At 70.7% G+C, this 25,452-nt stretch carries 17 protein-coding genes and 1 pseudogene; 8 read left to right on the top strand and 10 right to left on the bottom strand.

What is annotated here, in order from left to right:
• Positions 1-24: 24 nt before the first annotated feature.
• Both ABZ833_RS10575 and ABZ833_RS10570 read right to left on the bottom strand, forming a co-directional pair.
• Complete coding sequence (locus ABZ833_RS10575; RefSeq protein WP_361043913.1) at positions 25-1,329, bottom strand: MFS transporter; 1,305 nt, start codon at positions 1,327-1,329, stop codon at positions 25-27.
• Between the two features lie 87 nt (positions 1,330-1,416).
• Entirely contained in the window at positions 1,417-2,307 is an 891-nt protein-coding gene (locus ABZ833_RS10570) for a hypothetical protein (RefSeq protein WP_361043910.1), read from the bottom strand.
• 136 nt (positions 2,308-2,443) lie between these two features.
• On the opposite strand from ABZ833_RS10570, the gene ABZ833_RS10565 reads away from it, so the two are divergent.
• The gene (locus ABZ833_RS10565; RefSeq protein WP_361043908.1) at positions 2,444-3,790 is read left to right on the top strand and encodes a 6-phospho-beta-glucosidase; all 1,347 of its coding nucleotides are present in this window, start codon (positions 2,444-2,446) and stop codon (positions 3,788-3,790) included.
• 274 nt (positions 3,791-4,064) lie between these two features.
• The gene (locus ABZ833_RS10560; protein ID WP_361043905.1) at positions 4,065-4,583 is read left to right on the top strand and encodes an FBP domain-containing protein; all 519 of its coding nucleotides are present in this window, start codon (positions 4,065-4,067) and stop codon (positions 4,581-4,583) included.
• Between the two features lie 3 nt (positions 4,584-4,586).
• Here the strand turns inward: ABZ833_RS10560 and ABZ833_RS10555 are convergent, their stop codons facing one another.
• From ABZ833_RS10555 to ABZ833_RS10545, 3 genes are all read right to left on the bottom strand, one after another.
• The gene (locus ABZ833_RS10555) at positions 4,587-4,976 is read right to left on the bottom strand and encodes a (2Fe-2S) ferredoxin domain-containing protein (RefSeq protein WP_361043902.1); all 390 of its coding nucleotides are present in this window, start codon (positions 4,974-4,976) and stop codon (positions 4,587-4,589) included.
• Between the two features lie 236 nt (positions 4,977-5,212).
• On the bottom strand, positions 5,213-5,917 hold the full coding sequence (locus ABZ833_RS10550; protein ID WP_361044771.1) for a GNAT family N-acetyltransferase: 705 nt from the start codon (positions 5,915-5,917) through the stop codon (positions 5,213-5,215).
• A 41-nt stretch (positions 5,918-5,958) separates the two neighbouring features.
• Entirely contained in the window at positions 5,959-6,891 is a 933-nt protein-coding gene (locus ABZ833_RS10545; RefSeq protein WP_361043899.1) for an NADP-dependent oxidoreductase, read from the bottom strand.
• Between the two features lie 320 nt (positions 6,892-7,211).
• Here ABZ833_RS10545 and ABZ833_RS10540 point away from each other — a divergent pair, with 320 nt between their 5' ends.
• Both ABZ833_RS10540 and ABZ833_RS10535 read left to right on the top strand, forming a co-directional pair.
• Positions 7,212-9,812 carry a glycoside hydrolase family 3 N-terminal domain-containing protein gene (locus tag ABZ833_RS10540; protein ID WP_361043896.1) on the top strand — a complete coding sequence of 867 codons (2,601 nt, stop codon included), beginning with the start codon at positions 7,212-7,214 and terminating at the stop codon, positions 9,810-9,812.
• Positions 9,813-9,849: 37 nt separating this feature from the next.
• A pseudogene (locus tag ABZ833_RS10535) lies at positions 9,850-10,089 on the top strand (carboxymuconolactone decarboxylase family protein); the annotation flags it as partial.
• 28 nt (positions 10,090-10,117) lie between these two features.
• Here ABZ833_RS10535 and ABZ833_RS10530 read toward each other — a convergent pair.
• On the bottom strand, positions 10,118-10,795 hold the full coding sequence (locus tag ABZ833_RS10530) for a TetR/AcrR family transcriptional regulator (RefSeq protein ID WP_361043893.1): 678 nt from the start codon (positions 10,793-10,795) through the stop codon (positions 10,118-10,120).
• 28 nt (positions 10,796-10,823) lie between these two features.
• Positions 10,824-12,008 (bottom strand): serine hydrolase domain-containing protein, encoded by a 1,185-nt coding sequence (locus ABZ833_RS10525; protein WP_361043890.1) that lies wholly within the window; start codon positions 12,006-12,008, stop codon positions 10,824-10,826.
• Positions 12,009-12,232: 224 nt separating this feature from the next.
• Here ABZ833_RS10525 and helR point away from each other — a divergent pair, with 224 nt between their 5' ends.
• Positions 12,233-14,398, top strand: a complete 2,166-nt coding sequence (gene helR, locus ABZ833_RS10520) for an RNA polymerase recycling motor ATPase HelR (RefSeq protein ID WP_361043887.1) — start codon at positions 12,233-12,235, stop codon at positions 14,396-14,398.
• A 19-nt stretch (positions 14,399-14,417) separates the two neighbouring features.
• On the opposite strand, the gene mgtA is transcribed toward helR, so the two are convergent.
• On the bottom strand, positions 14,418-17,165 hold the full coding sequence (gene mgtA / locus ABZ833_RS10515; RefSeq protein WP_361043884.1) for a magnesium-translocating P-type ATPase: 2,748 nt from the start codon (positions 17,163-17,165) through the stop codon (positions 14,418-14,420).
• Between the two features lie 502 nt (positions 17,166-17,667).
• On the opposite strand from mgtA, the gene ABZ833_RS10510 reads away from it, so the two are divergent.
• The 3 genes from ABZ833_RS10510 to ABZ833_RS10500 all read left to right on the top strand — a co-directional run bounded on the left by ABZ833_RS10510 (position 17,668) and on the right by ABZ833_RS10500 (position 23,448).
• Positions 17,668-19,725, top strand: a complete 2,058-nt coding sequence (locus ABZ833_RS10510) for a phosphocholine-specific phospholipase C (protein WP_361043881.1) — start codon at positions 17,668-17,670, stop codon at positions 19,723-19,725.
• A 127-nt stretch (positions 19,726-19,852) separates the two neighbouring features.
• The gene (gene valS, locus ABZ833_RS10505; RefSeq protein WP_361043878.1) at positions 19,853-22,423 is read left to right on the top strand and encodes a valine--tRNA ligase; all 2,571 of its coding nucleotides are present in this window, start codon (positions 19,853-19,855) and stop codon (positions 22,421-22,423) included.
• A gap of 65 nt (positions 22,424-22,488) precedes the next feature.
• Entirely contained in the window at positions 22,489-23,448 is a 960-nt protein-coding gene (locus ABZ833_RS10500; protein WP_361043876.1) for a phospholipid scramblase-related protein, read from the top strand.
• Positions 23,449-23,583: 135 nt separating this feature from the next.
• Here the strand turns inward: ABZ833_RS10500 and ABZ833_RS10495 are convergent, their stop codons facing one another.
• Positions 23,584-24,510 carry a DMT family transporter gene (locus tag ABZ833_RS10495; RefSeq protein WP_361043873.1) on the bottom strand — a complete coding sequence of 309 codons (927 nt, stop codon included), beginning with the start codon at positions 24,508-24,510 and terminating at the stop codon, positions 23,584-23,586.
• Complete coding sequence (locus tag ABZ833_RS10490) at positions 24,507-25,319, bottom strand: phosphatase PAP2 family protein (protein ID WP_361043871.1); 813 nt, start codon at positions 25,317-25,319, stop codon at positions 24,507-24,509. Before ABZ833_RS10490 ends, ABZ833_RS10495 begins: the two co-directional genes overlap by 4 nt.
• Positions 25,320-25,452: the final 133 nt, after the last annotated feature.

The following is a 25,452-nucleotide window of genomic DNA, read 5'->3' as shown; positions in this document are numbered from 1 at the left end:
CCGGGCCGCAGTTCAAAAGAATCCTCACCGTTCGAGCTCTTTGTGCGCCGTTTCCGGCAGGCGCACGTAAACGGCCGACGACGCCAGGCACAGCACGGCCACGTACCAGGGGAAGAGCCCGGGAGAGCCGATCTCCTTGAACAGGGTTCCCATGTACGGGGCCGTGCCGCCGAACAGCGCCACGGTGAGCGAGTACGGAAACCCGATCCCGGCCGCCCGAACCCTCGCGGGGAAGATCTCCGCGTTCACGGCGGCCGAGATCGACGTGAAGCCGGTGAGCAGCACCATGCCCGCGCACTGCACCATGAGCAGCGAACCGAACGAGCCGTTCAGGGACCGGAGCAGCGGCACGCTCAGGACGGCGAAGCCGAGCCCGAAGAAGAGCAGGAGCGGCCTGCGGCCGAAGCGGTCGGAGAGCAGTCCGCCGACCGGCTGGAGCAGCGCGAAGAACGCGAGCGAGAGCGTGCCGGACAGGAGTGCCTGGCTCTTGCTGATGTCGGTGTTGAGCTCGGCGTACGTCGGCAGGTACGACGTCCACGTGTAGTACGCGATCGTGCCGCCGGCCGTGATGCCGCAGATGAGGAGCGACTGGCGTGGGTGCTTGCGCAACGCGTCGAACAGGCCGGGGCGCTCCGACGCCTCCTGGGGTGCCTGATGGGTCTCGTACGCGCCCTGCCTGATCCAGAAGCCCACCAGGCTCAGCACCGCGCCGATCACGAACGGCAGCCGCCAGCCCCAGCCGTCCATCTGCCCGTCGGAGAGCGTGCTGACGAGCAGGGCCGCGACGCCGGACGCGGCGAGCTGACCCGCGCTCGTCGACACGTACTGGAAGCTGGAGAAGAGCCCGCGCCGTCCGGGCCCCGCGGACTCGACGAGGAAGGTCGTCGACGCCGCGAACTCACCTCCCACGGACAGGCCTTGGAGCAGTCGCGCCAGGACCAGGATCACCGGCGCGAGCACCCCCACGGACGCGTACGTCGGCGTCAGGCCGACCAGCAGGCTGCTGCCGCCCATCAGCAGGATCGTGACGGTCAGCGCGACGCGCCTGCCGCGCCGGTCGGCGACCGCGCCCATGAGCAGGCCGCCGACCGGCCGCATGAAGAAGCCGACCGCGAAGACGGCGAACGTGGAGAGCAGCGGTACGAGGGAGTTCCCCGAGCTCTTGGGGAAGACCTGGTCGGCGATGTACGTCGCGAGGAACGTGTACGCGTACCAGTCGTACCACTCCACGGCGTTGCCCACCGAAGCGGCGAGCAGCTGCCGTATCGGGCGGCGGGGCGTGGCGGGGAGTGTGTCGGTCACGGGTTCGTGCCGGTGTTGCTGTGTCATGATCGCGACCATCCCCCGCCGGTCCCGTCGGCACACGTCAGGTGTGTTCAGAGTGTGTGCAGGTCAGCTCGTGCGGGTGGTCGGCGGTCAGCCCGTCGTCGGCTTGTACGAGTAGACCGACGTCGTCACCAGGCACGGCGCGGGCGGCACGACCTCGGCGCGCAGAGTGCGCCGCTCGGAGTCGTAGTCGACGCCCTCCGTCTCGAACGTGCCGCGGCACAGGCTCCGTTGCGGGGCGGCGAACAGGCTCGAGACCTTCCCCGTGACGGGCTTCCCGTCGAGCGCGTGCTCCAGGTCCACCTGGAGGACGGGACGGTCCTCGGGCCACAGTTCCTTCGACGCGTCGTTGGACGCGCACACGAGGCGGGTGCCGGAGACGAAGTCGCAGCCCTGGATGTCGCGCACCGGCTTGTCGAGCGTGATCTGCCCGGCCTGCGGGAGCGCGCCGCCGGTGGGCGGGGTCGAGGAGTTGAGGAGCGGGGCGGGGAAGACCTGGAGGCGGTTCTGGTCGCCCCATTCGCCCGACACCAGCCATTGTTTGTCGGGCGAGACGGCCGCGAAGGAGTTGTTGAGCTTCTCTCCGGCGTCGAGCTGGTGCTCGTAGAGGTAGCGCTTCCCGCCGGGTGTCGTGACGGCGAACATCTTCGACTTCGCGTCGTCGCCGCCCTGATAGGCGTCGACGGTGTGGCCGGCGGCTATGTCCGGGTCGCCGACATGGCTCCAGCCCTTGATCCGCAGGTCGAGCGGGATCGAGGCGAGGCCACGGTAGAGGAGGCTGCCGTCGGCGCGGCTCGCGAGCCCCTGGCTGCCGGTGAGGGAGTTGACGGACGAGACGCCGGACTCCTGCCAGCCGCCGGGGGATCTCGGCGCGGTGTCGGCGGAAGCGGAAGCGGAGGCGCTGGTGCCGGTTGCCAGGGCCAGGGTGAGGGCGCCCAGCAGTGCGGCGGATGCCTTCGCGGACGTCTTGAGGGGTGTCATCGGTGCGCTACCTCCGTGGGGGGTCGATCGCTGCCGGGCAATCGTACGTAACGTGACCTCTGTCGACGGTTGGGTTCTGACAGGTCGACAGATCGACAGATGTGCGTGAGCTGTACCGACAGAAGGTGGTCGAGACGTGAAGCTGGTCATTCTCGGTGGCGGCGGATTCCGCGTTCCGCTCGTGTACGGCGCGCTGCTCGGTGACCATGCCGAAGGCCGGGTCACCGAGGTCGTGCTGCACGACCTGGACGCGGGCCGGCTCGGCGCGGTCGCCCGGGTCCTCGCCGAGCAGGCCGCCGGGGTGCCGGACGCGCCCGCCGTCACGGCCACCACCGACCTCGACGAGGCCTTGCGCGGGGCGGACTTCGTCTTCTCCGCGATCCGGGTGGGGGGTCTTGAGGGGCGTGCGGACGACGAGCGGGTCGCTCTCGCGGAGGGGGTCCTCGGCCAGGAGACCGTGGGGGCGGGCGGCATCGCGTACGGCCTGCGGACCGTGCCCGTGGCCGTCGACATCGCGCGCCGCGTGCGGCGGCTCGCCCCGGACGCCTGGGTCATCAACTTCACCAACCCCGCGGGCCTGGTCACCGAAGCGATGTCCCGGCACATCGGCGATCGCGTCATCGGCATCTGCGACTCGCCGGTGGGCCTGGGGCGCCGCGTGGCACGCATGCTGGGCGGAACTCCCGACGAGGCGTTCATCGACTACGTCGGACTCAACCACCTCGGCTGGCTGCGGGGCCTGCGGATCGCGGGACGGGACGAGCTGCCGCGGCTCCTCGCCGATCCGGAGATGCTGGGCTCGTTCGAGGAAGGGCGGCTCTTCGGCGCGGAGTGGCTCCAGTCCCTGGGAGCCATCCCGAACGAGTACTTGCACTACTACTACTTCAACCGCGAGGCGGTCCGCGCCTATCAGGAGGCCGAGCAGACGCGGGGGGCGTTCCTGCGGGATCAACAGGCGCGGTTCTACGAGGCGTTGGGGCGGGCGGAGGGTTCCACCTCGGCCCTCAAGGCCTGGGACACGACGCGTGCGGAGCGTGAGGCCACGTACATGGCCGAGAACCGGGAGGCCGCGGGTGTGGGGGAGCGGGCGGCCGAGGATCTTGAATCCGGGGGGTACGAGAAGGTCGCCCTTGCCCTGATGCGGGCGATTGCGCGGGACGAGCGGACGACGCTGATCCTCAACGTCCGCAACCGCACGACGCTTTCGGCGCTGGACGCCGACGCGGTGATCGAGGTGCCGTGCTCCGTCGACGCCAACGGCGCGCATCCCATGGCCGTCGATCCGCTGCCGGGGCATGCGACGGGGCTCGTGTGCGCGGTGAAGGCGGTGGAGCGGGAGGTGCTCTCCGCTGCGGAGAGCGGCTCTCGCGCTACGGCCGTGAAGGCGTTCGCGCTGCATCCGCTGGTGGATTCCGTGGCGGTGGCGCGGCGGTTGGTGGAGGGGTATCGGGCGGTGCATCCGGGGTTGGGGTACTTGCGCTGATCCTGGCTCGGGGGCCTTGGGCGGTGCGGTGCGGTGCGGGTGCGTCTTGGGGTGCGGGGCCGCGCCGGTATGTCCGTCCTCGCTATCGTCCGGTGGCCGCGATTGCTGCTTCGGTGCTGGAGCGCCGCGAACCGTGCTCCGGGCGGACATACCGGCACGTCCCCTCGCGTACGTCGCCGACTGCGGGTGCCTTTGGGCCGGTCTCCGCCCATGTGACTTCCCCCGGCGGAAAAGGGGAGGACGGCTCGGCGGTTGCGTTGATAAATTCCGGATCATGGAACCTATCGGCGAGAAAGAGATTCGCGCGGCCTTCGTCAACTGCTCCAAGGGCGAAGCCCGCAGACTCACTCTCCCTGCGGGCTTCCCGGAGACTCCCTGGTCCGACCTGGACTTCCTCGGGTGGCGTGACCCCAAGGCCCCGGACCGCGGCTACATCGTGACGGAGCGGGACGGCGAGTACGTGGGCATCGCGCTGCGCGCCTCGACCGGCGCGCGCAAGAGCCTGCTCAAGTCCAGCATCTGCTCGGTCTGCGTGACCCCGCAGTCAGGCTCGGGCATCACCCTGCTCGTGGCGCCCCTGTCCGGCCCCGCGGGCCGGCAGGGCAACTCGGTCGGCATCTACATCTGCGCGGACCTCGCCTGCTCCCTCTACGTACGAGGCAAGAAGACGACGGCTCTGGCCCGCCGCTTCGAGGAGAGCCTCACGCTGGAGGAGCAGAACGCGCGCACCGTGGCGAATCTGCACGGCTTCGTCGACAAGGTGCTGGAAGGCTCGAAAACGGCGACGGCCTGAACCTCAGGACTTCCGGGGGTCGACCACCTGCAGCGTGAGCGCTGCCGACGGTGCCGCGATCCCCGGGCCGCCCGCCTCGGCCCACGCGATTATCTCGTCGATCGACTCGTCGTCCATGGCGAAGCCGATCCAGACGGCTCGGCCGCCTCTGCGACGCCCCTCTCGTGAGGGCTGCACGACGATGATGTTCGCCTGTCCGCAGGGCCCGAGGCACTCACTCGTACGTACCGCGAACCGCCCCGCCGACTCCGCGGCGGCGGCCCGCATCCGCGCCAGATGCCAGTCGTGGTCCGTGCCGGGGTGCTTGCGTGCGTCGCCGCAGCAGCAGCCCCGGCACACGACGAGTGTGCAGGGGCGGGCGGCGGCGGATCCGATGGAGATGACGGGGCTCATCCGGTGATCATCTCAGCCCTGTTGCCCGTACCTCCCGGCACGCCCGGTCCGGACGGTGAGGGATCAGCCCCTCACGCACGCGCAGTCGGCGACGCACGCGAGGGGACGTGCCGGTATGTCCGCCCGGAGCACGGTCGCGGCACTCCGGTGCCGAAGCACCCGGGCGGCCACCGGACGATGGCGAGGACGGACATACCGGCGCGGCCCCGCACCCACAGACGGACAAGCGCCGTCCCTCAGCCCCCGCCCCCCACCGGCACCCGAGCAGAGAGAAACCTGGTCCTGGATCGCAGCCGGAAGCCCAGCGACTCGTACAAGCGGATGGCCTCGGTGTTCCGGGCCGACGTATGCAGGAACGGCGTCTCCCCGCGGGAGCGGATCCCATCGGCCACCGCCAGGACCAGCCGCGACGCAAGCCCCTCTCCCCGGTGGCCCGGATCAGTGCAGACCGCGCTGATCTCCGTCCACCCCGGCGGCCGCAACCGCTCCCCGGCCATCGCGACGAGCGCACCCCCGCGGCGAATGCCGAGATACGTGCCGAGCTCGACCGTGCGCGGCAGGAAGGGACCGGGCTGCGTGCGCTCGACCAGGTCCAGCATCTCCGGCACGTCGTCCGCCCCGAGCCGCACAGCCTCCGGATCGGGCGCGGCAGCCACCCCGTCATCCACCAACTGCACGCCCTCCATGTCGAACGTCACCTCCCACCCCTCCGGCAGCGCCACCCGCACCCCCGGCAGCGGCACTTCCACGCCGGGTCCCGCGAGCGCGGCGAGATCCGCCCAGTCGGCCGCCTCCGGAGCATCGGGCAGACCGAGCCACGGCGACACGTCCAGCTGATAGCGCACCACGCGCCCCTGCCGCTCGGCGAACCGCGCGTGGGGTCCGTTCAAGGCGGCGTAGGCGGGGTTGTCCAAGGGGTGCGACCCCTGCTGAACGGGCACCGCACGGCTCGGGGCCTCGAGGCCCGTCCCGCTCACCGCACTCACGCCCCCACCTCGATCACGACCTTGCCGCGCGCATGCCCGTCCTCCACCGCACGGAGCGCCTCACCGGCCCGCTCCAGCGGATACGTCGCCGTCACCTGAGGCCGCAGCACCCCGTCCTCGGCGAGCCGCGCCACCGCTTCCAGGACCTCACTGGTCCGCGCCCGCGCGACCGCGGCCCCGCCCAGGTCGGCGACCGTCTCCTTGGCCGCGGCCGTGATCAGCTTCCCCCGGCGTTCCGCTGCGGGGAGCAGGGACGCCGCCGCCACGAGATCCTCGCCGCCCACCAGATCGAAGACCGCGTCGACACGGCCGCCCGGCGCAGCCGCCCGGACCCGGTCCGCCAGGTCCGGCCCCGGCGGCACATGCACCGCACCCAGGGACTCGACGAAGTCCTTCTTGCCCGCGCTCGCCGTGCCCACGACACGGATGCCGAAGTGCCGCGCCAACTGCGCCGCGGCCACGCCCACCCCGCCGCCGACCCCGGTGATCAGCAGCGTCGCCCCGGCGGGCAGATCCAGCTGACGCACCCCGTCGTACGCCGTGGCCACCGCGACCGGCAGGGCAGCGGCCTCCGCGAAGGTCAGCCGCGCCGGCTTGTGCGCGGCAAGAGAGGCGGGAAGGAGGGTGTGCTCGGCGTAACCGCCGGTGTCCGGGTTGCCGAACACCGCGTCGCCCACCGCGAAGCCCTCGACGCCCGCGCCGACCGCCTCGACCACACCGGCGACCTCGCTGCCCAGCACCTCGGGGAACTCGGCGGGCGGCGACCCCGGCCTCCGCTTGCCGGCCCGCAGCTTCCAGTCGACCGGATTGACCCCGGCCGCCCGCACCGCGACCAGGAGCTGCCCCGGACCGGGCTCCGGTGGCTGCTGGTCGACGAAGGCCTCCACTTCAGGGCCACCGAACCGGGTGAATACGTACGCCTTGGACATGTGCTCCCTCGCTTCGAACCGTGATCCGCATCCGCGTCACTCTGAACGACCGCCATGATCGCCCCGCTATTCCCCGTGCGGCACAGCGTTCACGAGGTCGCAATGACTTGCACCGACGCGGCCGCCCACCCCTGTTCCCACCCGCCACCACAAAACTGAACGACCCACAAAGTTTTGCTGGCACGAGCCTTGACCTTCACCGTTCAACCAATCAAGACTCAGGCCCCGTAACACCGCACTGGCGCGGATGACGCATTCAGCTCTTGGCGTCGCCGACCCAGTTCGGCATGCCCAGAGCCGCGTTCGGAGGCCATTTCGCCATGCCTGCCACCACACGTCGTGAACTCATGAAGCAACTGGGCGGCACCGCAGCCGCCTTCGCCTTCGTGGCCGCCGCCGGCCCGATCGCCGCAGCCGCGCCCGCCGCGGCAGCCACCGGAGCCGCCGGAGGGACCGAAGGCGCCGCCTCCCCGGGCGTGGCCGCCGCCACGCGCCGCGTCCGGGGGCTCATCGCCCGCCTCACCCTCGACGAGAAGATCAGCCTCGTCCACGGAGCCACCGACCCGCGAAGACTCGGACAGGCCGGGTACCTGCCGGGCGTCAAGCGCCTCGGCATACCGGAGCTGCGCCTGAGCGACGGCCCCGCGGGCGTGAACGTCACCGAGTCCGCGACCGGCCTCCCGCCGGTCGCGACGCTCGGCTCCTCCTTCAACCTCGAACTCGCCCGCGAGTACGGCGAGGTCATGGGCCGCGAGGGCCGCACCCTCGACATGGACGTGCTGCTCGCCCCGCAGATCGAGCTCTCCCGCACCCCCTTCTTCAGCCGCAACAAGGACCAGTCCGGCGAGGACCCCTACCTCAACGGCCTGATCGGCGCCGCCCAGGTCGAGGGCGTCCAGGCGCAGGGCATGCTCGCCCAGGCCAAGCACTTCCTCGCCAACAACCAGCGCCTGCACGAGTTCGACCGCGAGAAGCCGGAGAACTCCTACGACTTCGTGGTCGACGACCGCACCCTGCACGAGCTGTACCTGCCGGCCTTCGAAGCCGTCGTCCGCGCGGGCGTCGCCTCCGTCATGTCGGCGTACAACCACCTCAACGGCGTGTGGAACTCCGAGCAGAGCACCACCCTCACCGGCATCCTCCGCGGCGAACTCGGCTTCAAGGGCTTCGTCACCTCCGACTGGGGCGCCACCCACTCCACGGCCGCGCTCGAAGCGGGCCAGGACATGCAGATGTGGGACGGCTCGTTCTACGGGGAGCCGCTGAAGAAGGCCATCCAGGACGGCTCCGTCCCCGAGGCCGCCCTGGACACCGCGGTCTCCCGCATCCTCGGCCGGTACGACGCCTTCGGCATGCTCGACGGCAGCCGCGTCCCCGCCCGCAAGAGGATCGACGTCAGGGCAGGAGCCCGCGTCGCCCGCGAAGTCGCCACGCAGGGCGCGGTGCTGCTCGCCAACGACGGCGGCCTGCCGCTGTCGCACGCCGCGCTGCGCGACCTCGCGCTCATCGGCCCGACCGCGGGTCAGGTCGCCACGTCCGTCTCGGGCGAGCGGGCGTACGGCTTCGAGGAGCGCCTGGTCAGCCCGCTCGACGCGCTGCGCCGCTCCACCAAGCGGAAGATCGCGTACGAGGTCGGCGTCGACCTCACGGGCACGGCCGTCCCCGCCTCCGCGTTCCCCAAGGGCCTGACGCGCAAGGGTGCCGGAACGGACAGGAACGTCGACTTCGTCGGCGACGAGGCGCTCCCCGTCGGTACGACGGCCGAGTGGACCGGCACCTTCGTGCCGCCCACCACGGGCGAGTACGCGCTTCTGATCCAGGGCTGGGGCGCGGCGGTCTCGCTGAGCCTCGACGGCAAGGAGCTGACGACCGCGGCGGGCGCCCGTGACAGCTTCGCGCGCAAGTGGTCCTCCATCGTCCCGACCACCGACGGCCTCGACAACGGCCAGGCCGAACCCGTCGGGCTCACCGGCGGCAAGCCCTACCAGGTCGTCGTCAAGGCCACTGGCTGGGCCGCGACCATCGCCGAACGCGGGCCGGTCCAGGTGCGGTTCGCCTGGGTGACCCCCGAGCGGCGCACCGCCTCCATCGCCGCCGCGGCGAAGCTGGCCCGGCGCGTCCACACCCCGGTCGTCTTCGCCTTCAACGGCTCGGGCGGCTCGGTGGGCGGTGGCGGCGACTTCACCACGCTGACGCTCCCCGCCCACCAGGACGAGCTGATCGCGGCGGTGGCCGAGGCCAACCCGCGTACGGTCGTCGTCCTCACCACCGGCTGCCCGGCGACGATGCCCTGGCGCCGCGACGTCGGCACGATCCTGCACACCGGCTATGTCGGCCAGGAGGGCGGCTGGTCCACCGCCGACCTCCTCACCGGCCGCGCGAACCCGGGCGGCAAGGCCACGGTGACCTGGCCGAAGAAGGACACGGACCACCCCACGCTGGACCCGGCACACCCCGAGCGCTACTACGGCGTCGACGGTGTGGTCACGTACAGCGAGGGCATCTTCACCGGCTACCGAGGCTTCGACAAGGCGGACATCGAGCCCCTCTTCCCCTTCGGACACGGCCTGTCCTACACGGAGTTCGGCTACCGCAACCTGTCCGTGCGCCGGGAGGGCGCGGGTTACGAGGTGTCGTTCACGGTGACCAACCGGGGGCGGCGCACGGGCGCGGAGGTCCCGCAGGTGTACGTGGGCGCGCCGCGCGGCGCCGATGTCGAGATGGCCGTGAAGACCCTGGCCGCCTTCGAGCGCGTCGAACTGCGGGCAGGGCAGTCGCGCCGGGTCACGGTGCGCGTCGCCGAGCGGCAGCTGTCGTACTGGGACACGGACCGCGGCCGCTGGGTGCGCCCCGAGGGGCGGCGCGCGGTGTACGTCGGTTCGTCGTCGCGCGACATCCGGCTGACGGGGGTGGCGCGTTAGACGGCAGGGAGACCCACGTAAAGCTCGGCTGAACCTCATGGCAAGTCCCGGCGCGGCCAAGGCCCTGAAGCACATCGTCGCCGCGGGCAAGTCGCACGCGGGGGAGTCCCAGGTCCGTCTCCACCTGGTCGCGGCCTGGCGGGAGGCCTCGGTGTTCACCGACGCCGAGCGCGCCGCCCTGGAACTGGCGGAGGAGGGCACCCGCCTCGCGGACGCGGCCGGTGGTGTCAGCGACGAGGTGTGGGCGAACGCCGCCAAGCACTACGACGAGGACCAAGGTCGGCCAGTACCACTGAGGTGACGGCCTAGGGGAGCCGCTCCGCCTCGGTCGGCTCGCCCAGGCCCTTCCCGTCCAGGGTGAGGGCCTGGGCGAGCCGGTCCAGGTGGGCGCGGTACAACCCGACGAAGTCCAGGCGCCCTTCGGCGACGGCCCACTGCACCTGGAGCCCGTCGGAGACCGCGAGGATCTCGCGGGCGATGCTCTCCGGGTCGGTGTCCGGCCTCAACTGCCCTGCCCCGACCGAGCGTTGCAGCGCGTCGGCGAGGGAGTGCGCGACGCGCTCGTACCGCTCGGCGAAGTAGCCGTGTGCCGGGTGCGAGGGGTCTCCTGCCTCCGCCGAAAGTCTGGTGTAGAGCTGGATCAGCCCCGGCTGGGTGAGGTTGTACGCGGCCAGCGCGAGCACCTCCCTGAACAGCGCGCGCACGTCGTCACCGCCGGAGCCGGGGCCCAGCCGCCCGAACGTGCGCACCGTGCGCTCCTCGCGGGCTTCGAGGACCGCCATCAGAAGGCGCTGCTTCGACCCGAAGTGGTGGGTGATGACCGTGGCGGAGGTGCCCGCCTCCGCGGCGATCTTCGCCAGGGACGAGTTCAGATAGCCCGCCTTGGCGAAGAGCGCGAGAGCGGCGTCGATGATGGCCGCTCTGCGGGGGTCGGCGGCGGCGTACTGCCCTGTCGGGCGGTGGCGGGGGGTGTGCTGCTCCATGGGGGGCAGATTACGTTCCCCGAGCCCCTCACCTCAGGCTTCGGTACAACGCCCCCACCAGATGGATGCTCCGCAGATCCTCCCCCGAGGTCCCGCCGCCCATCCGGTTCATCACGTACGCGTACGAGACCCGGTTCTCGGGATCGGCGAACGCGTAGGACCCGCCCGCGCCCCCGTGCCCGAAGGCCCGCGGATTGGGCCCGGCCTGCCCGTACAGGTTCAGCATGTAGCCGAGCCCCCAGTCCCACTTCTCGCCCCACGCCGTCCCCGCCGCGAGCACCAGGTCCGGCTCGTCGGGCTTCCCCTGTCGCGTCCGGAGCCGCTCAAGGGCCGCGGGGCTCACCAGCTCCCCGCCGCCCAGGGCCGCGTACACCGTCGCGAGACCGCGCGCGGACGCGTGCCCGTTGGCCGCGGGGATCTCGGCGGACCGATACGCCGCACTGTTCACGCTGCCGACCGGCAGGTACTGCAGGGCGAGCGTGACGGCGGCCATCGGGTGGTCGTCGATCGAGCGCACCGGCGGGGCAGGCGGGGGAGCGGAGCCGAGCGCGCTGCGCGGGCCGTCCGAAGCGAGCGGCTTCGCCATGTTCGCGCACCGGCCGTGCTCGCTCTGCGGCGTGCCCACGAAGACATCGGCTCCCAGCGGCCCGGTGACCTCGCTGCGCAGGAACGTACCGAGCGAGACGCCCGTGATCCGCCGGACGACCTCGCCCACCAGATAGCCGTAGCTCAGCGCGTGATACCCCTGCGCCGAACCCGGCTTCCACCACGGCGGCGTCGCGGCAAGCGCCGCGCAGACCTTCTCCCAGTCGTAGAGGTCGTCCGACGTCATGGGTTCGCGCGGCGCGATCACCCCGGAGCGATGGCTCAGGAGCCAGCGCACGGGGATGTCCGCCTTGCCCTCCTGGGCGAACTCGGGCCAGTAACGGGCGACCGGCGCGTCCAGGTCGAGCTCGCCCCGGTCCACGAGCAGATGCGCGCACAGCGCGGTCATCCCCTTGGTCGTGGAGTACACGTTCACCAGCGAATCGCGCTCCCACGCGCGCGTGCCCGTCTTGTCGGCGTCACCGCCCCACAGATCGACGACGAACTCGCCGTCCACGGTGGCCGCGACGGCCGCACCGAGGTCGCCGCGCTCGGTGAAGTTCCGCTCGAACTCCTCGCGTACGCCCTCGAATCCGGGAGCACAGGTGCCATGGATGCGTGCGGTCATGACTCTCCTCGATCGCTGGAAGCGCCGACCCGCCACATCCTCGCGCATGGTTGCCCACGGCACCTAGAGTGCGGCGGCAGGAGAGAAAAGAGAAAGGCAAGGAGGTGTTCCCACTCCTTGCCACTCTTAATTTATAGCGCAGTGGGGGGCTTGCGGCAAGGCCCCGGTCATCCCGCACAATCACAGGCCAAAGCCAGGACCTGCGGAAACGGGAGATTCACCAAGTGCCTGCCTTGCTGTCTGCGTTCGACCTTCCTGCCCATCTCGCCCTCAAGGCCGACCCCACGCTGATCGCCGGCGACGAGAAGCACTTCGCTGCCATCGCGCAGAGCCTCGAGCAGACGATCGCCGACGTGTCCGCCCGCCTCGACGTCCAGCGCAAGGCGCCCGGCGGCATCGGCCGGGAAGCGATGGACCGGGACCTGGAGATCCACCGGCTGACCGCCCGCCTGCGCACCCTGAGCCGCTTCGGGCTCGACCTGTGCCTCGGGCACATCGTCGGCGCGGACGACTCCGAGCCCGTGTACATCGGGCGGCTCGGCCTCACCGACAGCGAGGGCCGTCGGCTGCTGCTCGACTGGCGCGCCCCCGCGGCCGAGCCGTTCTTCGCGGCGACGCACGCCGACCCGATGGGTCTGGCGAGCCGCCGCAGGTACCGCTGGACCGACGGCCGGATCAGCGACTACTGGGACGAGGTGTTCACCGCCGACGGCCTTGAGGGCCACGCGGCGCTCGACGACCAGTCCGCCTTCATCGCCAGCCTGGGCAGCAACCGGTCGGCCCGGATGCGGGACGTGCTCTCCACCATCCAGTCCGACCAGGACGCCATCATCCGCGCGGGCTCCCGCGGCGCCCTCGTCGTCGACGGCGGCCCCGGCACGGGCAAGACCGTCGTCGCCCTGCACCGCTCCGCCTATCTCCTCTACTCCGACCCCCGCCTCGGCCACAACCGGGGCGGCGTGCTGTTCGTCGGCCCGCACCGGCCCTACCTGAACTACGTCTCCGACGTCCTGCCCAGCCTCGGCGAAGAGGGCGTGCAGACCTGCATCCTGGAGGACCTCGTCGCCGAGGGAGCCGGGGCGGCGGCCGAGGCCGACCCGGAGGTGGCTCGCCTGAAGTCGTCCGCGGACATGGTCAAGGCGATCGAGAAGGCCGTCAGGTTCTACGAGGAGCCGCCGACCAAGGGCATGACGGTCTCGACCGACTGGGCCGACGTCCGGCTGAGCGCCGACGACTGGGCCGAGGCGTTCGACGCGGCGGGAGGCGGCACTCCGCACAACGAGGCGCGCGAGCAGGTCTGGGAGGAGCTCGTCGCGATCCTCCTCGACAAGCTCGACGGCGACGTTCCCGGCGAGCTCTTCGAGAGGTCGCTGCGGCACGACGAGGAGCTGGTCACGACCCTGCACCGCGCATGGCCGCTGCTCGAGGCGGCGGACCTCGTCGCAGACCTGTGGTCGAACTCCGCCTATCTGCGGATGTGCGCGCCCTGGCTCGACCCGAACGAGGTGCGCACCCTGCTCCGCAAGGAGGCGCCCCAGGCCTGGACGCTCTGTGACCTGCCGCTCCTGGACGCGGCGCGACAGCGGCTCGGCGACCCGGAGGCGGCCCGGCACAGGCGCAGGCAGGAGGCCGTCCTCGCCGCCCAGCGCGAGCAGATGGCCCAGGTCGTCGACAACCTGATCGACGCCGCGGCCGCCTCCGGCGCCGACGGTGACGACGGCGAAGGCCTGGTGACGATGTTGCGCGGCCAGGACGCCCAGGTCAGCCTCGTCGACGAGTCCGAGCTGCCGCCCGCCGCCCCGGACCGGCTCGCGGGACCGTTCGCCCACATCGTCGTGGACGAGGCGCAGGAGCTGACCGACGCCCAGTGGCAGATGCTGCTGCTTCGCTGCCCGTCCCGGAGCTTCACCATCGTCGGTGACCGGGCGCAGGCCAGGCACGGCTTCACGGAGTCGTGGCAGGAACGCCTTGAGCGGATCGGGCTCGACCGCGTCAATCTGGAGTCCCTGAGCGTCAACTACCGGACGCCGGAAGAGGTCATGACTCAGGCCGAGCCGGTCATCCGGGCCGCGCTCCCGGACGCCAACGTGCCGACCTCCGTCCGCAGCAGCGGTGTCCCCGTCGCCCACGGATCCGTCGCGGACCTGGAATCGGTCCTCGACACGTGGCTCGCCGCCCACGCCGACGGGATCGCCTGTGTGATCGGCGATCCCGCCTTCGGGGAGACGTCCCGCGTCCGGTCACTGACACCGGAGCTCGCGAAGGGGCTCGAGTTCGACCTGGTCGTCCTCATCGACCCCGAGAACTTCGGTGAGGGGATCGAAGGAGCGGTCGACCGCTATGTGGCGATGACCCGTGCGACCCAGCAACTCGTCGTCCTCACGAGCTGACGGCGTCAGCTCGGCAGCCTCAGAGCCAGCTGCCGTAGCGCCGGATGTACCAACCCTTCACCACCTGGGTGAGCGCGCAGTACGCGAGCAGCGTCCCGATCAGCCACGGGAAGTAGCTCATCGGCAGCGGCTCCATCGACAGGGCCGACGCCAGCGGCGAGAACGGCAGCCAGAGGCCGAAGGCCATCACCGCGCCCGTCATCAGGAGCACCGGCAGTGACGCGCGGGACTGGATGAACGGGATCCTGCGTGTGCGGATCATGTGCACGATCAGCGTCTGCGACAGCAGACCCTCCACGAACCAGCCCGTCTGGAAGAGGGTCTGCTGCGCGGGCGAGTTCGCCTGGAAGACGTACCACATCACCAGGAACGTGGTGATGTCGAAGACCGAGCTGATCGGACCGATCCGGATCATGAACCGGCCGATGCCCTTCGCGTCCCACGCGCGCGGCTTGCGCAGGTACTCCTTGTCCATCCGGTCCCAGGGGATCGACAGCTGGCTGATGTCGTAGCAGAGGTTCTGCACCAGGAGGTGGATGGCGAGCATCGGCTGGAAGGGGAGGAACGCCGATGCCACCAGGACCGAGAAGACGTTCCCGAAGTTCGACGACGCCGTCATCTTGATGTACTTGATGGTGTTGCCGAAGGTCTGACGGCCCATCAACACGCCCTGTTCCAGGACCATCAGGTCCTTCTCCAGGAGGATGATGTCGGCGGACTCCTTGGCGATGTCGACGGCCGTGTCGACCGAGACGCCCACATCGGCCTCGCGCAGCGCCGCGGCGTCGTTGATGCCGTCCCCGAGGAACCCGACCGTGTGCCCGTCGGCCTTCAGGGCCCGTACGATCCGTGCCTTCTGGACCGGGTTGACCTTCGCGAACACCGTGGTCGTACGGGCGAGTTCGATCAGTTCCGCGTCGTCGACCAGGTCGATCGTGGCGCCCGTGATCAGCTCGCTGACGTCGAGGCCGACGTCCGCGCAGACGCGCGCGGCGACCAGTTCGTTGTCGCCGGTGACGACCTTGACCGCGATGCCGTTCTCGGCGAGCGCGCGCAGGGCGTCCGCGGCGTCCTGCTTCGGCGGGTCGAGGAACGCAAGGAACCCGACGAGGGTCAGGTCCGACTCGTCCGCCGCCGTGTAGGTGTCGCGGTCGGCGGGCACGCTGCGCGTCGCGACCGCGAGGACCCGCAGGCCCTCACGGTTGTGGCGCTCGCTGATGTGCGTGACGTGGGCCCGCAGTTGACCGGTGAGTGCGACCCGCTCGCCGCGGTCCATGACGTGGCCGCACCGCTCGATGACCTCCTCCACCGCTCCTTTGGTGACGATCGTGTGCTCGGCGGCAGGACCGGACAGTTCCTCGCGGCGCAGCACGACGGACATCCGCCGCCGGGCGAAGTCGAAGGGGATCTCGTCGACCATCGTGAAGAGCCGGTCGACGACAACCTCCTCGGCCTCGTCGATGCGGTCGATGACCGCCTGGTCCATCAGGTTGCGCAGGCCCGTCTGGAAGTGCGCGTTGAGGTAGGCGTATTCGAGCACCTCGCGGTCCTCGTGGCCGTGCGCGTCGAGGTAGCGGTCGAGGACGATGCGGTCCTCGGTGAGCGTGCCCGTCTTGTCGGTGCACAGCACGTCCATGGCGCCCAGGTTCTGGATCGCGTTGAGCTGCTTGACGACGACCTTGTGCCCGGACATCGCGACCGCGCCGCGCGCCAGGTTCGCCGAGACCACCATCGGCAGCATCTCGGGGGTGAGCCCGACCGCCACGGAGACGGAGAACAGCAGCGCCTGGTCCCAGTCGCCCTTGGTGAAGCCGTTGATCGCGAAGACGATCGGGACCATCACCAGCATGAACCGGATGAGCAGGAAGCTGACCCGCCGCACGCCGAGGTCGAAGGCGGTCTGCGGACGGTCGCCGACCAGGGCGCCCGCCATCGAGCCGAAGTAGGTGTCCGAGCCGGTGGCGACGACCACACCGGTCGCCGTTCCCGAGGTCACCGACGTACCCATCAGGCAGAGGTTGTCCGCCTCGACGGGGTCGGTGGTCGCGCCCTGGCCGAGGTCGGGAGCGCGCGTGTCCGCCTTGGCGGCCGGCAGCGACTCGCCCGACAGGGCGGCCTGGCTGACCATCAGGTCCTTGGCGGTGAGCAGCCGGAGATCGGCCGGGACCATGTCGCCCGCGGCGAGCTTCACGAGGTCGCCGGGGACGACCTGCTCCATGGGGATCTCTTCGGTGCCGGGGCGCTCGCTCCACCGGCGCTGGACCGCGCAGGAGGTGGTGACCAGGGCTTTCAGCGCCTCGGCCGACCTGGTCGAGCGGAACTCCTGCCAGAACCGCAGCAGTCCGCTGATCAGCACCATCGAGGTGAGGATCCAGACACCGGGGTCGGCCGGGTCCTGCCAGTACATGACCGCGGCGAGCACGACGAGGACGCCGATGAAGGGGTTGCAGAAGGACTTGGCGAGCTGCGTCGTCCAGTGCGGTGCGCGCTCCTGGGCGACGACGTTCTCGCCGTGCCGCTCCAGGCGCTCGAGGACCTGGTCCTGGCGCAGTCCGCGGGTGTCCGTGCCGAGGTCCCGCAGGACGTCGCGGGCGGGCTTCGCGCTCAACTCGGCCAGACGGGCGCCGACTTCGCGGGTGCGGGCGTCCAGCTCGGCGGCCTTGCGCTCGCGGCGGCCGTCGGGGACGCGGGGGGTGGTGGGGGTGGGGCTGGCGCTGGGGTTCTCGCCCGGCGTCGCCGGGCGTACCTGGGGAATCAGCTTGTTCATGGCAGACCTCCCTCCGTGCGGGGGCATGGCGAAGCAGGCCCGTGCACAGGGACGTGGATGTGATGGGTGGCCGCCCGCGGGCATGGCGCATTGCCGCGCAGACCTACTGCGCGTGGAATGCCGCATTACTGCGCGTGCATGACCGCATGGCGGAAAAGGGGCGAGGCGAATGACGCCTCAGCCGGGAAAGCGGAATCGCTTCAGTGAGACGTGACGCTGGCGCAAGGACTTCCTTCGGGACTCATCCCGAACACCTCCTTGCGATCGCGGGACACGGAAGAACGCACCATCGAGCGGTGCAGGGCCAAGTCAGGCATGTCGGTTCGTATATGTCAAATACGGGACTTTGGGCCTCATGAAGTCGGGACTTGTGTCCCGGGCACCAAGGGTTGGACTTCTCTTCACATCCAGGTCACAGCCCCTTCCCTGATCCTTGCTCCCCTTGAAACACTTCACCCGCTCACGTCCCCCACAACCCCACACCACGAGGTCGAATCCACTCATGCCAGAACTCAATCGGCGCCGGTTCATGCAGATCGCCGGCGGCACCGCAGCATCCGCGATGCTCACCGAGAGCATCGCCCGCGCAGCCGCCCTGCCCGCCCAGCGCCGCTCCGGCTCCATCGAGGACGTCGAGCACGTCGTCGTCCTGATGCAGGAGAACCGTTCCTTCGACCACTATTTCGGCACGATGAAGGGCGTACGCGGCTTCGGCGACCCGCGCCCGGTGACCCTGCCCAGCGGAAAACCCGTCTGGAACCAGTCGGGCGGCGGCAAAGAGGTGCTGCCCTTCCACCCGGACGCCGAGGACCTCGGCATGCAGTTCATCGCGGGTCTCGACCACGACTGGGCGGGCGGCCACAGCGCCTTCGCAGGCGGCAAGTACGACAACTGGATCGCCGCCAAGTCCGAGCGGACGATGGCGTACCTGACGCGCGACGACATTCCCTTCCACTACGCCCTCGCCGACGCGTTCACCGTCTGCGACGACTACCACTGTTCGTTCATGGGGGCCACCGACCCCAACCGCTACTACATGCTGACGGGCCACGTCGGCAACGACGGCAAGGGCGGCGGCCCGGTCCTCGGCAACCAGGAGGCGGGCTACGACTGGACGACGTACGCCGAGCGCCTGGAGCAGGCCGGGGTCTCCTGGAAGGTCTACCAGGACATCGGCGACGGCCTGGACGCCGCAGGACACTGGGGCTGGATCGACGACGCCTACCGCGGGAACTACGGCGACAACTCGCTGCTCTACTTCAACAAGTACCGCAACGCCAAGCCCGGCGACCCCCTCTACGACAAGGCACGCACCGGCACCAACGCGAAGGCGGGCGACGGCTACTTCGACCTACTCAAGGCCGACGTCAAGGCCGACAAGCTCCCGCAGGTCTCCTACATCGCCGCGCCCGAGGCCTTCTGCGAGCACCCCAACTGGCCCGTGAACTACGGCGCCTGGTACATCGCGCAGGTCCTGGACGCCCTCACCTCCAACCCCGACGTGTGGGCCAAGACGGCGCTGTTCATCACCTACGACGAGAACGACGGCTACTTCGACCACGTCGTCCCGCCGTACACCCCGAAGGACGCGAACCAGGGCAAGTCGACGGTCGACACAGCGCTCGACTACTTCCCGGGCAACGCCTCCTACGCCGCGGGACACTACGGCCTGGGCCAGCGCGTCCCGATGGTCGTCGTCTCGCCGTGGAGCACCGGCGGATACGTGAACTCCGAGGTCTTCGACCACACGTCGATCATCCGGTTCATGGAGACGCGCTTCGGCGTCAAGGAGCCGAACATCTCGCCGTGGCGGCGCGCCATCTGCGGTGACCTCACCTCCGCCTTCGACTTCGGCGGCAAGGACACCGACCCCGCGCAGCTGCCCGACACCGGCGCCTACGAGCCGCCGGACCACGAGCGTCACCCCGACTACGTGCCCAAGGCGCCCGCGAAGGCGAACCTGCCCAAGCAGGAGTCCGGCTCCAGGCCCGCGCGCCCGCTGCCGTACGCCCCGCTGGTGGACGGCTCGGCAGCGCCCGCCGACGGCAAGTTCACGCTGACCTTCAGCGGCGGCGACACGGCGGGTGTCTGCTTCCACGTCCGCTCCGGCAACCGCACGGACGGCCCCTGGACCTACACCACGGAGGCCGGCAAGAAGATCTCCGACACCTGGAACTCGGCGTACTCGAAGGACGCGTACGACCTGTCGGTGTTCGGCCCGAACGGCTTCCTGCGCGTCTTCAAGGGACCCGGCAAGACCGCGGGACCCGAGGTCACCGCCCGCCACGACAAGGCGACGGGCAACCTCAAGCTCACCCTGAAGAACGCGGGCGGCGCCGACGTGAACCTCAGCGTCTCCAACGCCTACGGCGGCGCGGCCCAGACGTTCAAGGTGAAGGCGGGCGGCACCGTCGAGCACACCGTCGACCTGCGGTCGAGCAAGCGCTGGTACGACGTGACGGTGAAGTCCGACGCGGACGGCACCTTCCTGCGGCGCCTGGCCGGGCACGTGGAGAACGGCCAGGCCGGGGTCAGCGACCCCGCGATCGTCTCCGCCTGACCCACCCGGCGACCTCGGGCGGTCAGGATCTCTGAGGGGCCGCCGCCGGACCACAGCTCCGGCGGCGGCCCTCGGCGACCGAAATCCGGAGGCCGTCACATCCCGCCTGCGCCTAGCATGCGGATGCATGACCTTCCCCCATCGCACGAGCGCGGACGGCGTCCCCGGCAAGCCTGTTCTCGACGGGCTCGAAGAGAAGTGGTCGCGGCGATGGGACGAGACGGGCGTATACGCCTTCGACCGCTCCAGGACGCGTGAGGAGATCTTCTCCGTCGACACCCCGCCGCCCACGGTCAGCGGCTCCTTGCACGTCGGACACGTCTTCTCGTACACGCACACCGACACCGTCGCCCGCTATCAGCGCATGCGCGGCAAGGAAGTCTTCTATCCGATGGGCTGGGACGACAACGGCCTGCCGACCGAACGCCGCGTCCAGATGCACTTCGGGGTGCGGTGCGATCCGGCGCTGCCGTACGACCCGTCGTTCGAGCCGCCCGCGAAGCCGGGGAAGCAGCAACTCCCCATCTCCCGGCGGAACTTCATCGAGCTGTGCGAGCGCCTCACCGTCGAGGACGAGAAGGCCTTCGAGGAGCTGTGGCGGCTGCTCGGTCTCTCCGTCGACTGGTCGCGTACGTACCGCACGATCGGCACCGAGGCGCGCGCCACCGCGCAGCTCGCCTTCCTCAACAACCTGGCGCGCGGCGAGGCCTACATCGCCGAGGCACCCACCCTGTGGGACATCACCTACCGCACGGCCGTCGCGCAGGCCGAACTGGAGGACAGGGAGCGCCCCGGCGCCTACCACCGGCTCACCTTCCACGGTCCGGAAGGACGGCCGGTCGCGATCGACACGACCCGGCCCGAACTGCTCCCGGCCTGCGTCGCCCTGGTCGTGCACCCCGACGACGAGCGCCATCGGCAGCTGGTCGGAGCGACGGTCCGCACCCCGCTCTTCGGCGTCGACGTGCCCGTCGTGGCACACCGCGCGGCGGTCCCGGAGAAGGGCACGGGGATCGCGATGATCTGCACGTTCGGCGACACGGCCGACGTCACCTGGTGGCGTGAGCTGCGGCTCGCCACGCGCCCGGTGATCGGCTGGGACGGCCGTTTCCTCGCGCAGCCGCCGAGCGGTGTCGAATCGGCGGCGGCCGTCGCGGCGTACGCGAAGCTGGCGGGCGCCACGGCGCACACCGCGCGGGAGCGTGTCGTGGAACTGCTGCGGGCGAGCGGTGAACTGGAGGGCGAGCCGCGGCCCGTCACGCACGCCGTGAAGTTCTACGAGAAGGGCGACCGGCCCCTGGAGATCGTCACCACCCGGCAGTGGTACCTGCGCAACGGCGGCCGTGACGAGCCCTTGCGGGACGAACTCATGGCGCGCGGCGGCGAGTTGACCTGGCATCCGCCGCACATGCGGGTGCGCTACGAGAACTGGGTCGGCGGCCTCAACGGCGACTGGCTGGTCAGCCGTCAGCGCTTCTTCGGCGTGCCGATCCCGGTCTGGTACCCGCTGGACGGCCACGGCGAGCCCGACCACGGCCGCCCGATCGTCCCGGACGCGTCCGCCCTGCCCGTCGACCCGAGCGCGGAGGCGCCGCCCGGATACGAGGAGGCCCTGCGCGGCGTGCCGCACGGCTTCACCGGCGACCCGGACGTCATGGACACCTGGGCCACCTCCTCGCTCACCCCGCAGATCGCGGGCGGGTGGCGCTCGGACCCCGATCTGTTCGCGCGGGTCTTCCCGATGGACGTCCGGCCGCAGGCGCACGAGATCATCCGTACCTGGCTGTTCTCGACGGTGGTGCGCGCGCACGCCGAGCAGGGGGAACTGCCGTGGCGTCATGCCGCGATCTCCGGCTGGATCCTCGACCCCGACCGCAAGAAGATGTCGAAGACCAAGTCGAACACGGTCACGCCCGGGGACCTGCTCGTGAAGCACGGCTCGGACGCGGTCCGCTACTGGGCGGCGAGCGGGCGGCCCGGCACGGACACGGCGTTCGACGTCGGCCAGATGAAGGTCGGCCGCCGCCTCGCGACGAAGGTCCTGAACGTCGGCAAGTTCGTGCTGAGCCTCGGTGCGGCGGACGGATCGGACCTGACTCCGGTCACCGAGCCGCTGGACCGCGCGCTGCTCGCCGAACTCGCCGCGACGGTCGAGGAGGCCACCGCGGCCTTCGACGACTTCGACTACGCGCGGGCGTTGGAGCGTACGGAGCGGTTCTTCTGGCGCTTCTGCGACGACTACGTGGAGCTGGTCAAGGCGCGGGCGTACGGCGACCAGGGGGAAGGCGCAGGGACGGAGTCGGCGCGGGTGACGCTGCGGGCCGCCCTCGACGCGCTGCTGCGCCTTTTCGCGCCGGTCCTTCCCTTCGTGACGGAGGAGGTGTGGTCCTGGTACGCGACCGGCTCGGTCCACCGTGCGGCGTGGCCCACCCCGGAGGTCCCTGCCGGAGCGGACGCCTCGGTCCTGGCGACGGCCTCGGAGGTGATCGCGGCGATCCGCAGGGCGAAGTCGGAGGGGCGGCTCTCCATGCGGGCGGAGGTCGCGGGAGTGGTGGTTTCCGGCCCGCGCGCGAGCCTGGACCGCTTCGCGCTCGCACAGGCGGACGTCCGGGCCGCGGGACGGGTCGGGGCGGTGGAACTCAGGGAGGGCGAGGCGCCGCTGAGGGTCGAGGTCGACGTCGAGAACGCGCCACGGTGAGGCCGACGTCACAGGGGCCGCGCAGGGCTGGCGGACCGCCCCCGCCTGCGGGGTAGTGTGCCCGGGTGACGACGCATTCGAACACTCCTGCAGGCTGGTATTCGGACCCCCAGGGCGCGGCCCAGCTGCTGCGCTGGTGGGACGGTTCCCAGTGGACCCAGCACACCAGCCCCAACCAGCAGGCCGGCGGTCAGCCCGCGCAGGCGCAGCAGGTGCCGCAGCAGGCCCAGCAGCAGTCGGCTCAGCAGCAGCAGGCTCAATACGGCCAGCAGCAAGGGCAGTTCGGCGGTCAGCAGGTGCATCAGCAGCCTCCGCAGCAGGCCCAGTACGGTCACCCCCAGCAGGCGGTCCCGCAGGCCGACCCCGCCAAGGTGCAGCGTCAGGTCCAGCAGCAGGCGGGCGTCGCCCCCTCGTCGCAGGGCGGCGGCACGCTCTTCACCGAGCCGGTCCTGGTGGTGAACCAGAAGGCCAAGCTCATCGAGCTGACGAACGAGTACAGCGTCATGGACCAGTCGGGCAACGTGCTCGGCTCGGTCGTCCAGGTCGGTCAGAGCACGCTGAAGAAGGTCGCGCGCTTCGTCTCCAGCATCGACCAGTTCATGACCCACAAGCTCGAGATCCGCGACGCGTACGGCCAGCCGGTGATGCAGCTGACGCGGCCCCGCAAGTTCATGAAGTCGCGGGTCGTCGTCGAGCGGGCCGACGGCCAGCCGATCGGTGAGATCGTCCAGCAGAACATGATCGGGAAGATCAACTTCGCGATCATGGTCAACGGCCAGCAGGCCGGCGCGATCAAGGCCGAGAACTGGCGCGCCTGGAACTTCTCGATCGTCGACCACGCGGACAACGAGGTCGCCCGGATCACGAAGACCTGGGAAGGCCTCGCCAAGACGATGTTCACGACCGCGGACAACTACGTCCTGCAGATCCACTACCAGCTGCCCGAGCCGCTCCTGAGCCTCGTCGTGGCGACGGCCCTGACGGTCGACACGGCCCTGAAGCAGGACTCCCGCGGCTTCGGGTGAGGTTGTTCCTCTCGGAAACGGCATCGGCGGCGCCCTGGATCCGGGGGCGCCGCCGATGCCATCTCTGTTTCTGCGTCTGCGGGTGCGTCGTGGCTTGTCGCGCAGTTCCCCGCGCCCCTTACGGGGCGCCCCCGTTCAGGGGCTCGAGAGGTGTAGGGCGGCGGGTTCCGGTTGGCCGGGGATGGCGGGCATGAAGTCCTCCGAAGACAGCTCCGAAGGTGCCTTCGCGTGCACCTCGTCCCTGGGTGACCGGGTGAGCACCACCACGCCGTACGCCGCGATCGCCGCGCCCCCGGCCGCCAGGAACAGCCCGGCCACGCCGCCCTGAAGCCGCTCCCCGAGCAGCAGCAGGCCGATGGCGGCGGCGGCCACCGGATTGGCCAGGGTGACGACGGCGAGCGGCGCGCCGAGGCCCCCGCGGTAAGCGGTCTGGGACAGGAAGAGGCCGCCCACGGCGAACGTGGCGACGAGCAGCGCCACGACGATCACCTGCGGGCTCAGGAGCGGACCCGAGCGGTCCGTCGCGGCGACCGTCACGGTCTGGGTGAGCGCGGACGCGACGCCCGAAGCGAACCCGGAAGCCGTCGCGTGACGCAGCCCCGGCCGCGCACCCGGACGGGAGAGGACGCCGATCACGGCCATCGTGAGGCCCGCGACGGCCAGCGCCTCCGTCAGGGTCAGCGTGTCGTCGGGCGCGGGCCCCGACGCGGTGAGGAGCAGGGCGCCGAGGCCGATCAGGGTGAGCCCCGTGCCACGCCACTCCAGCGGGGTGACCGACCGGCCCGCGATCCGCGCGCCCAGCGGCACGGCGGCGACCAGGGTGAGCGCGCCCAGCGGCTGGACCAGGGTGAGCGGACCGTACTTCAGGGCCGCCACGTGCAGCAGCGCCGCGCACGCGTTGAGCCCGACGGACGACCACCAGGCCCCGCTGCCGAGCAGCCGCAGGAAGCCGTCGCCGGTGCCCGTGATGCGGGCGGCGAGGCGTTCCTGGGCCACGGCGGCACTGGCGTACGCGGCGGCCGACACCAGCGAGAGCGCGACGGCGAGGAGGGTGGCGTTCACCGTCGTACCCCCGGGGCCGCGAGCTCGGGCGCGGGCGTGTGCCGCCGCACGACGCGCGAGCGCGCGGGATCCGGCAGCTTGATCACGGCGAGCGCGATGCCGAGCAGCACGGTCACCGCGATGGCGTCGAGCCAGTAGTGATTGGCGGTCCCGACCACCACGAGCAGGGTGATCAGCGGATGCAGCAGCCACAGCCAGCGCCAGCGCGACGAGGTCGCCGCGATGAGACCGACGGCGAGCATCAGCGCCCACCCGAAGTGCAGGGACGGCATCGCGGCGAACTGGTTGGCCATCGAGTCCGTCTGCGGGGATGCGCCGTAGACCGTCGGCCCGTACACCTGCCCGGTGTCCACGAGCCCCGCCGCCTCCAGCATCCGGGGCGGTGCCAGCGGGAACGTCAGGTGCAGCACGAGGGCGGCGGCGGTGAGAGCGGCGAGCACCCGGCGGCTCCACACGTAGTGCCGGGGCCGGCGCAGATAGAGCCAGATCAGGAACAGCGCGGTGGCCGGGAAGTGCACGGTCGCGTAGTAGGTGTTCGCGATGTGCACCAGGGTGTCGCTGCTGAGCAGCGCGTCCTGCACGGCGCCCTCGCCCGGCAGGTGGAGGGTGCGTTCGGCGTCCCACACGTGGTGGGCGTTGCGGAAGGCCTCACCGGTGTGACCGTTGGCCAGCTGCCTGCCGAATTTGTAGACGAGAAAGAGTCCTACGACGAGGAGGAGCTCGCGGACGAGGGGCGGTCGGGCAGATGTGTCCGGCTCCCGGACGGCTATGTCCGGTTCCCTTTCGGCAGGCTCGGTTCGGGATTCCATCCCCCGGCCCCTTTACGTGATGACTGGGTGGTGCGGGTAGTGAGTGGGGGAGCGCCCCGCTCATCGATACGCCAGTGTACCGATACGGAGGCGTACCGGTACACTGGCGTATCGATAGGGTCGGTCGAAGCCG

The sequence above is a fragment of the Streptomyces sp. NPDC047525 genome (assembly GCF_040643025.1).
In the GTDB taxonomy this organism is placed as follows: domain Bacteria; phylum Actinomycetota; class Actinomycetes; order Streptomycetales; family Streptomycetaceae; genus Streptomyces; species Streptomyces durmitorensis.
The sequence above is the reverse complement of the archived record's forward strand: the minus strand, read 5'-3'. Positions and strand labels throughout refer to the sequence as shown.